This window comes from Solibacillus isronensis, from assembly GCF_900168685.1.
GTDB classification, from domain to species: Bacteria; Bacillota; Bacilli; order Bacillales_A; family Planococcaceae; genus Solibacillus; species Solibacillus isronensis_A.
In genome coordinates this window covers 55,949-69,280 of the sequence record NZ_FVZN01000014.1, presented here as the reverse complement: position 1 = coordinate 69,280, position 13,332 = coordinate 55,949, and the positions used below count along the sequence as shown (strand labels likewise).

The window sequence follows — 13,332 nt, the reverse complement described above, 5'->3', positions numbered from 1 at the left end:
CCTCCTATTTTTAGCCGAACATGCGGCTTAACTGATATTTTGAATACGCTTCATGACGCGTATGAATGCCCTGCAGCAGCACTTTAATGACTGTCGGCAAGTACTCGTCATACTTCACTTCCAAAATGACTTCATTTTGATCTAGTACATCGACCATTGGTAAGTTTTTGTCGAACATATCAGTATTGCGCAAGCTTGTCTGTACTTTGCAATCGAATGTTATACGCACATTGCCATGCTCATATAAGTAAGCTTCACGTTCATAGTCGACAACGGTCGTTGGTTTCAGGTGATATAGTTTGATATCTTTATACAAATCTCGAATTAATGATCGCTCATCCTCTTTCATCCATTCGAAATCATTTACACGCAATCGCTCAAATTCTTTTTTTGTCAGCGGACATTTAGATTTATGTGTCTGGTTATTGCGCTTCGACTTGCGCTCAAGGTGAATGACCGCATCACTTTTGTTGTAGATGCGTACCCGGTATTTATCCCGGTTTAAAAAGCCTTCCTTCTTTTCGTTCATTACCTTATTGTCGAAGTTGTCGAAATAACATGAACGGATGAGATAACGCCCGTTTGCATTTGCATGCGGATCGAGCTTCATCATATGACGCAGCTTCATTCTTAAAATTTGGTAGTCGATATATGTAATTCCAAATTTCATTTCACTGCGGCCATTTGGATTATAGGATGTTTGTTTTGTCACCTTGCTCACCCCTTTTATATTTTCTTCTGCTTAGGATTGCAACAACACCGATTGCGGTAATTACTGCTGCAAAGGAAGCTGCCAATATGATGATCGTCTGTTTTGAATTGCCTGTTGCCGCGTCTTTTGTACGTTGCTGGCCCGGCATGCCGTTCATTTGAGGCATGTTCTCAAAGTTCGGCATTTCTCCGTTCATTTCCGGCATGTTCTCAAAGTTCGGCATTTCTCCGTTCATTTCCGGCATATCCTCAAAGTCTGGCATCTCTCCGTTCATTTCCGGTGGTCCACCTTGTGCTCCATTTTCTCCGTTCGCGGGTAGCTGTCCATTTCTTTGTGGGCGATTACCGCGCCCTTGGTTGGCATTCCCTTGCCCGCTGTTCCCGAATTCCGGTGGGGCTTGCCCGTTCATTTCAGGCATTTCGCCATTCGTTTCACCACCCGGACCTCCGCCAAATCCTGATCCTGCACCTGAGACACCTTCAATTTCACCGACAAGCTGCTTTAGGATCGATTCGCTGCGCTGTTTTGCAAATTCCGGCAAGCTTTGTTCACCGCTCACTCCTGCCAGAAATTGCTCTGTCGTTGCAAATTTGGACGGATCTTCATCTACTGCTTCCTGCAGCAAATCCTGCAATTTCGTTGTAATCGCAAGTACATTTTGTTCTGTTAAAATTTCAGTTGCGATTTTTTCTAAATAACCGTCATATAACGCCCGCGCCTCTTCGTCCTCTAAAATAATTTTCAATAATGGACGTGCATCAACAGTTGTTCCGGATACAGGCTCCGTAATACTGAAATTAATATTGGAGTCGGTTATGATCGTTTCGTTAAGCATCATACCGCCGCCCCCCATACCACCGTTCATCTCCGGCGGATTATTTGCAGGTTCTTCTGTTTGTGCTTCACTATTTTGCCCGCCATCAGTATTAGCATTCGCTTGCCCGTCCGGACGACCGCCCCCGCCGCCAAATCCGCCGAATGCCATGTTATAATCCCATGGAATAACCGAGAATTGGCCATTTCCATCTTCATATAAATAGTAGTTATGCTTGAATGAGCCTTGATAACTGTCCATGCTGACAAGCGCCGTATTTAATGCGAAATAACGGGCTACCTGGTCAATATCAACCGAAGAGGTGTCACCCTCGCTAATTTCTTTCATCATGTTGATAATATTCGAATTTTTTTCAGCAGTTTTTTTGTTCATTTTTATTTCATCAAAAATTCCGGCGTAATCATCTGTATCATCCGATTTATAGGCTAAATCACTGCCATCGCCTTCCGGTTTAAAAATAAACCCTTCTGTCGAACCAAAATTTGTTTTCGCAAAGGCTTCCCCGATTTCTTCAACGGCAAGCATCAGTCCGTAATATTCACCATTCACAAGCACCTTTACATAAGAGTGTGCTGGTGTCGCGATTCCCAATTGTTCCATCAGTTCGTATGAGACAAATTCCTTCATTTGTGTTGTATCTGAAAAGTTATTGTTTAAATTGATTTTCTCCAAACCGTAAAACGTCTGGTTCGTATCATATTGGGCAAAATCCACCTTTAGGCTGTAGCGCTCTGAATCGCTGTTCGCCACACTTGATAATGAGGAGTTCCCTTTTGCACGAACACCTACATTGTCATATGCTTCACCGTTAATCATTACTGTTGCTTCCACATATTCCTCGGCAGTTGGATTGTCCAAAATTTTATTCCAGTTGCTGCCACTCACCGTTATTTCTACGACTCCGAGTTCATCTTCATTAAATAATTGTTCTTTATAGTCATAGCCTGCTGTTGATTTCTCTACGTTAAAATACTTCAGCCCATAAACTGCTACTATCACGACGGCAACCGTTAAAATAATTGGTACAACTAGCCATCTTGTACGCACTTTCAAAGTCATTCCTCCTTACAAAGGATACAATACAGAGGAAAAATGAAATGAAAATGAAAAAACGGTTCGGATAAATAAAAAAACTCAATTTTTCTCCAGAAGAAAAAAATTGAGTCTATAATTCATATATTTTGTTTTGTTGCGGAAGTTAATCAGAAACTCATCGCCTACTTTTGAACAATCGGCAATGCAACAGTAAATGTTGTCCCTTCGTCTAGCTCGCTTTTTACTGTAATTTGCCCGCCATGCAGATCGGTAATGACTTTTGCGATGGCAAGTCCAAGCCCCGTTCCAGATTTATTTCGTATTTTATCTGCCCGGTAAAACCGTTCGAAAATGTGGGGTAAATCTTCTGCTGCAATGCCGATACCGGTATCCGCCACTTCGATTTTCACGAAGCTTGTTTCCTTATATGCGCGAACATGAACCGTACCTTCCGTTGTATAGGTCACTGCGTTTTTCAGTAAAATATAAAGCAGTTCCTCTACCAATATTTTATCCGCTTCAATCGTCAAATCATCCTCAATATCGAGCTGAAATGATAGGTGCTGCACCGTTTTGGCAAAGCGACGTGTTCGTTGAATAAGTACATTCGATAAATCCACTTCACTGATTTTCAGCTGAATTTGATTTTGATCCGATCGTGTTAGCGTAAGCAAACTTGAAAGCATATCATTCATATAATTTGCTTCATTTTTCATATCATCCATCGTATCAGTCGGATAGCCTGTTTCCTTTTGTTTCATTTGCGTTTCGAATAATTCCAGCGAGCTGTACAGTACGGCAAGCGGTGTCCGGAGCTCATGGGAAGCATTTGCCACGAATTGACGCTGTTGCTCATACGACGTCTGGATTGGTGCCATCGATTTTTTCACTAGGAAATAACTTAAAATTGCGATGCCGATACTTGAAACAGTCAGCAGCATGATCAGTAAAATGAGTACATTTTGTAATAGTTCTTCGTATGTCGTGACATCCTGACCAACTGCGATATAGCCCAGTGTCTCCCCTTTCATGCGCACAGCCTGTGTCATGACGAGCAATGTTTCGCCTTCGTAGTCATATCGTTTAAACTGTTTCGTTTCTACCGGCGTTAAATTTTCCTGCAATACCTCATTGAATCCCGCATGCAGCTCTTCGCCGTACAAAATGTCCAGATCACGGTTAACGACATAAAAGAAGCTCACTTTATCGACTTCAAGTTCAAAACGCTGAGGAGGCTTTGGCGGTCCGTTATATATATTGAAAAACTTATCGATATTGTTGGCCGCATAGCTTTCGACCATATTTTCCTGTACTTTGTTCAATATTTGCGCAAAGGATATATAGAAAACAGTTAAAAACAGCACGAGAAAAACAAAGTAGCTGATGGCATTCATCCATGTGAGGCGCATTTTTATTTTTCTAAACATCGCTGTCCCTCAACTTGTAGCCAAGTCCGCGAATGCTTTGAATATAGGACGGCTCATCTTCCATATCGATTTTCTTGCGTACTAGGCGAATGAGTGCTGCCAGCGTATTCGTATTGGCATTATCATCAATATCCCAAATATAGTCGATCATCTGTTCATGTGTCAGTAATTGTCCCCTGTTTTCTATTAAGTATTCAAGCAGCAGAAATTCATTTTTCGTCAGGCTTACTTCGAAATTCTCAATAAAAACGGTCCGCTTGTTTTTATTAAGCTTCAGTGCCCCTACGCTGATCTCCTCTTCCACCATTTTGTTTTTCCGACGCAACAATGCCCGGACTCTTGCGCGAAGCTCCTCCATTTTAAATGGCTTTACCATATAGTCATCCGCGCCATTATCCAATCCTTCGATAATGTTTTCCGTTGCATCTTTTGCCGTCAGCATTAAAATTCCGCCATCAAATCCTTTGCTACGTGCATACCGGCAAACCTCAATTCCTAAAGCTTCCGGCATCATCCAGTCGAGCACGAGCAGATCGTATTGATAGTAATCAATTAAATCCTTCGCTTCCGCTCCATCAAATACGGAATCAACCGCATAAAAATCGAGCTTCAATATTTTCGCGATGTTTTCACACAATGTATGATCATCGTCCGCTACTAAAATCCGCAATTTCTGCACCTTCTTTAATTGAACTCAGCTTGCCATTATTTTTGCACACCTTTCCTTTTTATTCTAGTAAAAAATAAAAAGGAACGCCCGGTGATACAGAGCGTTCCCATTATTTCAAATTATATTTGTAGCTGTGGATAAATTTCATTCACATTTTCACGCAGCTTTGCCTTTAAGAATTTCCCGACAGAAGTTTTTGGAATCTCAGTTAGAAATACGATATCATCCGGCAGCCACCATTTTGCAAATTGACCTTCCAAAAATGCCGTCAGCTCTTCTTTAGTTGCATTTGCGCCCTCTTTCAGGACAACACATGCCAGCGGACGTTCTTGCCATTTCGCATGTGGAATGGCAATCACTGCCGCTTCAAATACTGCTTCATGCGACATAAGCGCATTTTCCAAATCAACGGACGATATCCATTCACCACCGGATTTGATCAGGTCCTTTGTTCGGTCTGTTATTTTAATGAATCCCTCTTTTGAACGAACCGCGATATCTCCTGTATATAGCCACCCATCAGAAAATGCTTCCGCTGTACGTTCATCTTTATAATATTCCGCCGCAATCCATGGACCACGCAGACGCAGCTCACCCATTGTTTCACCATCCCAAGGTACTTCACCATTTTCATTGACGATGCTTGATTCAATCCCCGGAACCGTTAAACCTTGCATCGCGCGTGTTTCAATTTTTTCATCCAATGACCAGTCATCCATATGTGACAGATCACGTGACATCGAAACAATCGGTGAAGTTTCCGTCATGCCGTATACCACAATATAGTTGATGTCCATTTCTTCGTACTTTTTAATAAGTCCTTTTGGTGAAGCAGATCCTCCACAGAAAATCTCCTGTAATGTCGATAAATTACGTGCTCTTTTTTCCTGTTCCTGCAATGCACCGAGCCAGATTGTCGGGACGCCTGCTGTTTTCGTTACATTGTATTGCTCAATGAAATCCAATATTAATGCCGGTTTAAATTGAGGGCCGATCAATACTTGTGTCGCCCCTACATTCACTGCTGCAAACGGCATCCCCCAAGCGTTTACATGGAACATCGGAACAATCGGTAAAATCGTGTCACGTTCTGAGATTGCCATCGTATCCACCATTGAAATTGACATGGAATGCAGCACGAGCGAACGATGTGTATACACGACCCCTTTTGGGTTTCCAGTTGTTGCGCTTGTATAGCACATGCTTGCCGGCGCATTTTCATCCAAATCTTCCGGGAACGCAAAGTTTTCATCTGCTTCTTCCAGCAATGCCTCGTATGACAGTACATTCGGCAAGGTTGTTTCCGGCAGTTCCCCATCCGCCATAATGATGTAATGTTCAATTGTTTTCAGTTCCGACTGCACTTCTTCAATGAGCGGCACTAAATCTTCATCTATTAAAATTATTTTATCTTCCGCATGATTAATAATGTACGCAATATGTTCCGGTGACAGGCGGATATTGACCATATGCAAAATTGCACCTGTACATGGGACCGCAAAATACGCTTCTAAATGGCGGTGCTGATTCCAGGCAAATGAAGCAATTTTGTCGCCGCGCTCCATGCCCAGCTTTGTTAATGCATGCGCCAGTTTTCTTGTGCGTTTCACCCATTGCCCGTATGTAAGGCGATGCACCTTTTCCTCACTTGTACGTGAAATAATTTCTTTGTGTGCATAATACGTTTCTGCACGCTTGATCATGTCCGTTAGAACGAGTGGTGTTTGCATCATCATTATATATTTCCCCCTTTTATGAGGTGTTCTCTTTTACCGGCAATCCCCATTACCGATAAAACACCTCCTAATTTCTCCCACAATAACATTCTAATATAATATACTGAAAAATGAAAATATTTCGTCAATAATGCAAGAATTTCATTTTACAAGAGCAAGCGGATATTATAGAATTTCGCTTTTAGACCTCCTCCACCGAAGATTTCCGCAGCCACCTATACAAAAAAAACGAGTGAACTGCTTTTCAACAGTTTCACTCGCTTCTATAAATTAAATCGCGTTTTGCGCTAATCGTACTTTTAGTTTTTCCAGCATATCGACCGTCATTTTTTCCAGATCGTAGCTTGCTTTAAAACCCCATTCCTCAATCGCTGCTGATGAGTCGATTGCATTTGGCCAGCTGTCGGCAATTGCTTGACGGATCGGATCCACATCATAATCCATTGTGAAGCTTGGAATATGCTTTTTAATTTCGGCTGCGATTTGAGACGGCTCAAAGCTCATCGCCGAAATATTGAATGCATTGCGGTGCTCAAGCTTTGCCGGGTCTGCTTCCATTAAATCAACAATGGCCTGCAGTGCATCGGGCATATACATCATATCCATATACGTACCTTCTGCAATATACGATGTGTAGCGGCCTTCCGCAATAGCTTTATAATAAATATCTACCGCATAGTCCGTCGTTCCTCCACCTGGTGGCGTCACATAAGAAATCAATCCCGGGAAACGGACACCGCGTGTATCCAGTCCAAAGCGTGTGTAGTAGTAGTCGCATAATAACTCGCCTGCTACTTTATTGACACCGTACATCGTTGTTGGACGCTGCAGTGTATCTTGTGGTGTATTGTCCTTTGGCGTAGAAGGACCGAATGCGCCGATTGAACTTGGTGTGAAAAACTGCATATCCAGTTCACGTGCCACTTCAAGTGCATTCATTAAACCGCCCATATTTAAATTCCAGGCGAATACCGGATTTTTTTCTGCTGTTGCCGAGAGTAATGCAGCCATGTGTATCATCGTGTCTGCACCAAAATCATGGGCAAGTGTGTGCATGCGTTTCCCATCTGTTACATCCAATACTTCAAATGGACCTTCATGCTGATCAATCTTTCGAATATCTGTTGCCAATACATTATCTGTGCCATACGTATGGCGTAATTTCTCTACTAATTCCGAACCAATTTGACCTAAAGCACCGGTCACCATAATTTTCTTCAATCTGAAGCCTCCCTATCCTTTAAAAGACATATTTCCAGCCTGTTACCGCTGAATATACCGTCTATTATTTCTCATCTATTAAAACAAATGTCCTTGTGGAAAATACATAGAACCATCCGCAAAACTTGATGTTCAAACATTTTCATGAAATTCATTATAGGATGTTCTTTTGTAAAAAACAATATGTTAAAAATATTCTTTTTGAGCAATACATTTGTACGTGTGAAATATTCGAATAGTAAAATTGCTTCTATACGGGTGGTTCTCGTTATTAGATTAAGAGAAATTTAATTTCTTTTTCTAACATGGGGTTGCTTTCCATTCCGGGTCGGACGCTTTCCTCTGGAGTTGCCTCCCCCATTTATCGTCTACTTTTTATTGGACAATTGGAAAGTCTACTCATCCAAGAGTGCTTCATAAATATGGTGGAACTGAATTCTTTCGCTGTTTATCAGTTTTACGTATTGTTCGTGGATGTTGATTTTTTGGATTGCCCCGGAAACTGTATAGAGGCCTGTTTGCTCCCATACTTTTAGTTGGATCGGGCAATGTTCTGTGTAGGCTCGCTGCAGATTGATGTTAATTTGTTCTAACTGGGCTTCGTCGAGTTGGGGTTGGGTAACAATTGTGTCCTCTTCTTGCCATTCACGCAATAGTTTGACATGCTCCGGCAGCATCATTGCGCTCCATTTAATTGTTCCTCTATCTTTGTTCATCGCCTTCACTCCTTATTGTTTATGCCCGCCTACTAATTTAGCCCGTGTCAGTGCAGTACCAGCTTCCGTATAGGAAACCGCACGCAATATCGCTGTTGTGCCGTATTTTGTACGTAAACGGTCCATCGTTTCTCCAAGCTTACGGTTGCGCCAACGCATTTCATCGAACAGGCTGAGCTGCATCGAATATTCGCTTTCAATATTGCTTAATGTAATCGTAACTTTGCGTGCCGGTCGTTCGGCGTAAAATTCGTCGAGCAGCTGCTTGCACACTTCGAAAATTTTCAGCGTATCGTTTGTCGGCTCATCGATTGTGCGTGAACGGTGAAATCCGCCCCCGAAAGCATCTTTACTGTAGCTAAGCCCTAATGAAATCGTCCGACCAATTTTTTTCGCTTCCCGCGCCCGTCTTGCCACGTCTTCACACATTTCCAGCAATACGACTAAAATTTCCTTTCGACTGCGATAATCGCGCATCAGCATCTGACCTTTACCGAAGCTGATTTGCCCTTGCATAATCGGCGCACCGACTGTCGAATGATCGATTCCCCAAGCATGATAATAAAGCTGATTGCCAAGAACTCCGAAGCGCTTTTCAAGTAACGTTAAATCGGCATGCGCCAAATCGTAGACAGAATAAATGCCCATATGATTCAGCGTTCTTTCCGTACGGCTGCCGATGCCCCACATCGTGGACAGCGGCATGATCGGCCACAATTTTTCCGGTACATCATTATATGTCCATTTTGCAAATCCCGTCTTTTTTGCTTCGATATCGAGCGCCAGTTTTGCCATTAACATATTGGGACCGAAACCGACTGCACATGGAATTTCAAATTGGTTGTAAACGAGCTGCTGAATGTATTTCGCTGTTTCTTCAGGCGGTCCCCATAATTTTTCGGTTCCGGTTAAATCGATAAAACTTTCGTCGACACTATATACATGAATGGCCTCTTTTGGAACGAACTCGTTGAACAGACGTGTAATTTCCATTGATATGCGTATAAATAATGACATCCGCGGCTCAAAAAGACGAATATCCGGATGTGGCGGGATTTCGTATAATCGTGAACCTGTGCGAATATTAAAGCGCTTTTTCATCGGAGGGGACGCTGCAAGTACAACACTCCCCTTTTGCTGAAAATTTCCGACAATCGCAATCGGGACTTCCATTACATTTAAATTTTCAACCGATGCAATACAGCTTGCATAAAAACTGCGCATATCAATACAAATAATCGAACGTTCCGGCGCATTTTCATACATAGAGCTCATCTCCTTATATCGAACATTTGTTCTTATATTAAAATGAGACGTGTGAGATGGCAAGTGGAAAGTAGTGGTTGTTTTGGTTGGGAGGAATTTTTTTGTTTTATCAGTGAGTTAATTTGCTGCTTAATGCAAAAAAAGCGCACCGGCATTTATCCAGTACGCTTTTAACCTTTATTCTTTTATTACTTTTTCATAAAGACCCGGACGGCGATCTTCGTATACAGGGATGCGGCCGCGCACTTCATCGACTGTTGAAAAATCAACGTCAATGATCGCCAGCTCCTCATCTTCTGCTCCTGTCCAAAGCACCTCACCCCATGGTCCGATAATCATTGACTGACCATTGAAATTTTCCACTTTACGGGCAATACGATTTACCGCAACGACAAAGCACTGGTTTTCAATTGCTCGCGCCTGCAGTAATATTTTCCAGTGATCAATACGTGGTGTCGGCCATTGTGCTGGTACGAACAGCACCTTAGCACCATCCAGCGCATGAGAACGCAGCCACTCCGGGAAACGAATATCATAACAAATCGCTCCGCCTGCTTCGAGCTCACCTAACGCGAAACGATTCATGTCACTGCCGGATTCCAAATACAAATGCTCATCCATTAAGCGGAATAAATGCACTTTACTGTACTCGCCGACTAACTCACCATCACGATTGTACGTATACATCGTATTGTAAAACTTATCATCACGCTTCACCGATACCGATCCACCTACAATATGTACCGCCAATTCTTTTGAAAGACTGCTTAAAAATGCTTTCGTACGTTCACCATTTTCGTCTGCCAGCTCTTCCAGTTTTTCGAGCGCATAGCCCGTATTCCACATTTCCGGTAATACAACGATTTCAGCACCGCCTGCTACCGCTTCGCGAATAAATTTCTCCGCGCGTTCATAGTTTTCATCTACCTTGCCAAAACCAACATTCAACTGAATACAACCAATTTTCATAAATGCCACCGCCTTAAAATTCCGTGCGAATCTATTTTCGCATATTCGTACTCATTGTAACATCTCACTTCAAGTTGTCAAAATCTTCACTTTACTTAAGTGAAGTTTTAGACTAACATTAACCTTACTATTTTTCAGAGGTGATAAAGAATGATTGAATTCTCGAAAAAGCTGCAACAGTTACCACCACAGTTTTTCGCAGCACTTGTAAACAAAGTAAATGAAGCGCTTGCTGAAGGGCGCGATGTGATTAATTTAGGTCAGGGAAATCCGGATCAGCCAACACCGGCACATATTGTTGAAGCACTGCAAAATGCGGCAAATGATCCACAAACACATAAATATTCCCCGTTCCGTGGTATTGCAGAGCTCAAGCAAGCAGCTGCAGATTTCTATAAACGTGAATATAATGTCGACATTGATCCCGCTTCAGAAGTGGCTGTTCTTGGCGGAACGAAAATCGGTTTAGTCGAACTTCCGCTTGGACTCCTGAATCCAGGCGATTATATGCTCCTCCCAGATCCGGGTTATCCGGATTACTTATCCGGTGTCGCACTGGCAGATGTAAAGTTTGATACGATACCGCTTCAAGAGGAAAATCACTTTTTGCCGGACTACGAGGCATTGTCTGCAGAAATTAAAAGCCGGGCAAAATTGATGTATTTAAACTATCCGAACAACCCGACTGGCGGTGTCGCAACGCATGAATTTTTTGAACAGACCGTACAGTTCGCTAAAGAGAATAACATTGCGGTTGCTCATGACTTCGCTTACGGGGCACTGGGCTTTGATGGTGAACGCCCGCCAAGCTTCCTGCAGGCACCCGGTGCAAAAGAAGTCGGCATTGAGCTTTATACATTGTCCAAATCGTACAATATGGCGGGCTGGCGTATCGGCTTTGCTGTCGGTAATGCAAAAATGATTGAAGCGATTAATATTATTCAGGACCATCTGTTTTGCAGCCAGTTCCCTGCTATTCAGCATGCAGCGGCCGTTGCACTGAACGAGGAGCAAGCTTGTGTACAGGAACTTCGTGCATTATATGAGCGTCGCCGCAATGTACTCGTTGAAGAGGCTCATAAAATCGGCTGGGAAATCACAGCTCCGAAAGGCTCGTTTTTCGCATGGCTCCCTGTACCTGCACCATATACAAGCGAGCTATTTGCCGACTATTTGCTGGAAAGAGCGGATATTGCCGTTGCAGCCGGTAATGGTTTTGGTGAATACGGCGAAGGCTATATTCGTGTCGGACTGCTCGTCGATGAAGAACGTTTGCGCGAAGCAATGCAGCGTGTCGCGAAGCTTGGTCTGTTTGAGGAGACGGTTTTGAAATAACTTTTGATTATTCTTTATCGGAAATGCGGTGTTTTATTCGCCGCATTTTTGTTTTAATCCTCAGTTTTGACTCAGTAATCCTCAACCATCACTTAATAATCCTCACTTGCTCTCACATAATCCTCAGTTCACTATTTTATAATCCTCAATTCCATTTTTAATCCTCAAATCACAAAAAACTCAGCACCATAAAAACAGCGCTGAGCTTAACATCTTTTATTTAATTACTTCTAACTCGCGGCCTACTTTTTCATAAATCGCTAGTGCTTCATCGAGCATTTCTTTCGTATGTGCCGCTGTTGGCATATTGCGCACGCGGCCTGTTCCTTTTGGTACTGTCGGGAACACGATTGCTTTTGCGTACACACCTTCTTCGAGTAAACGTTTCGAGAATTGTTGTGTCAGCTTTTCTTCGCCGATAATACATGGTGTAATCGGTGTTTCCGAATTACCGATATTAAAGCCAAGTTTTGCTAGGCCGTCTTTTAAATACTGACCGTTTTCCCAAAGCTTGTCATGCAGCTCAGTTGATTCCATAATCATCTCTACAGCACGTGTAATAGCCGCAACATCCCCTGGTGGTAATGCTGTTGAGAATAAAAACGGACGAGATCGAACTTTTAGCCAGTCGATCAGATTTTTCTTCCCTGCCACATAGCCGCCGACAACACCGATTGCTTTTGACAATGTACCGATTTGGAAGTCGATATCATGTTGCAGACCGAAATGCTTCACTGTTCCGGCACCTTTACCTGTAACGCCTGAACCGTGTGCATCGTCTACATACGTAATCAAATCAAATTCTTTTGCGATTTCCACGATTTCCGGAAGCTTGGCAATATCGCCGTCCATCGAGAAAACGCCATCTGTAATGACCATTACTTTATTGTAAAGGCCTGATTCTGTTGCGTCTTTTGCTTTTGCGCGTAAATCATCCATATCCGCATGCGCAAACGGAATGATTTTTGCTTTAGATAAACGGCAGCCGTCGATAATTGAAGCATGGTTTAATGCATCCGATAATATTGCATCATTTTTGTCCATAACAGCCGAAATTGCCGCCATATTACAGTTGAAGCCTGATTGATAGCTAATTGCTGCTTCTGTACCTTTAAACTTTGCTAATGTTTCTTCCAGTTTTACATGTAGATCAAGTGTGCCGTTAATTGTACGAACAGCACCAGCACCGACACCGTATGAAGCGATCGTGTCTTGAGCGATTTTCTTCAGCTCATCGTTCGTCGCCAAACCTAAATAGTTGTTTGAAGACAGGTTTACAAGCTGTTTGCCTCCAACTTTGATAATCGGGCCGTTTGCTCCTTCTACCGGATCGATTTCGTTGTATAAACCTTGTGCTTGTAGTGCCAGTAAGTTTTCATCTAAAAAGGTATTTAATACGTTTGACATGCG

The 13,332-nt window shown here is 42.7% G+C and carries 11 protein-coding genes; 1 reads left to right on the top strand and 10 read right to left on the bottom strand.

All coding sequences use genetic code 11. The features are described 5' to 3' along the window. Positions 1–10: 10 nt before the first annotated feature. The 9 genes from B5473_RS09110 to B5473_RS09070 form a co-directional block, all read right to left on the bottom strand. Positions 11–712 (bottom strand): polyphosphate polymerase domain-containing protein, encoded by a 702-nt coding sequence (locus tag B5473_RS09110; RefSeq protein WP_139377723.1) that lies wholly within the window; start codon positions 710–712, stop codon positions 11–13. Next, a complete protein-coding gene (locus B5473_RS09105; protein WP_254865379.1) occupies positions 690–2,594 on the bottom strand; it encodes a CotH kinase family protein in 1,905 nt (634 codons plus the stop codon). Before B5473_RS09105 ends, B5473_RS09110 begins: the two co-directional genes overlap by 23 nt. A 170-nt stretch (positions 2,595–2,764) precedes the next feature. Then, positions 2,765–4,009, bottom strand: coding sequence for a sensor histidine kinase (locus B5473_RS09100; RefSeq protein WP_079524572.1), 1,245 nt, complete (start codon positions 4,007–4,009; stop codon positions 2,765–2,767). Then, positions 4,002–4,688: a response regulator transcription factor gene (locus B5473_RS09095; RefSeq protein WP_254865282.1), complete on the bottom strand. Its 687-nt coding sequence runs from the start codon at positions 4,686–4,688 to the stop codon at positions 4,002–4,004. The genes B5473_RS09100 and B5473_RS09095 overlap by 8 nt, the downstream gene beginning before the upstream one ends. A 110-nt stretch (positions 4,689–4,798) precedes the next feature. Then, positions 4,799–6,412, bottom strand: coding sequence for a long-chain fatty acid--CoA ligase (locus B5473_RS09090; protein ID WP_176142111.1), 1,614 nt, complete (start codon positions 6,410–6,412; stop codon positions 4,799–4,801). Between the two features lie 273 nt (positions 6,413–6,685). Continuing rightward, a complete protein-coding gene (locus B5473_RS09085; protein ID WP_079524569.1) occupies positions 6,686–7,636 on the bottom strand; it encodes an L-threonine 3-dehydrogenase in 951 nt (316 codons plus the stop codon). Positions 7,637–8,031: 395 nt separating this feature from the next. Beyond that, on the bottom strand, positions 8,032–8,352 hold the full coding sequence (locus B5473_RS09080) for a YolD-like family protein (RefSeq protein WP_079524568.1): 321 nt from the start codon (positions 8,350–8,352) through the stop codon (positions 8,032–8,034). Positions 8,353–8,364: 12 nt separating this feature from the next. Beyond that, entirely contained in the window at positions 8,365–9,618 is a 1,254-nt protein-coding gene (locus B5473_RS09075) for a Y-family DNA polymerase (RefSeq protein ID WP_079524567.1), read from the bottom strand. A gap of 177 nt (positions 9,619–9,795) precedes the next feature. Further along, positions 9,796–10,587 carry a carbon-nitrogen family hydrolase gene (locus B5473_RS09070; protein WP_079524566.1) on the bottom strand — a complete coding sequence of 264 codons (792 nt, stop codon included), beginning with the start codon at positions 10,585–10,587 and terminating at the stop codon, positions 9,796–9,798. A gap of 150 nt (positions 10,588–10,737) precedes the next feature. On the opposite strand from B5473_RS09070, the gene B5473_RS09065 reads away from it, so the two are divergent. Further along, positions 10,738–11,922: a pyridoxal phosphate-dependent aminotransferase gene (locus B5473_RS09065; protein ID WP_079524565.1), complete on the top strand. Its 1,185-nt coding sequence runs from the start codon at positions 10,738–10,740 to the stop codon at positions 11,920–11,922. A gap of 216 nt (positions 11,923–12,138) precedes the next feature. Here the strand turns inward: B5473_RS09065 and B5473_RS09060 are convergent, their stop codons facing one another. After that, the gene (locus B5473_RS09060; RefSeq protein WP_014824784.1) at positions 12,139–13,329 is read right to left on the bottom strand and encodes a glycine C-acetyltransferase; all 1,191 of its coding nucleotides are present in this window, start codon (positions 13,327–13,329) and stop codon (positions 12,139–12,141) included. Positions 13,330–13,332 lie beyond the last annotated feature (3 nt).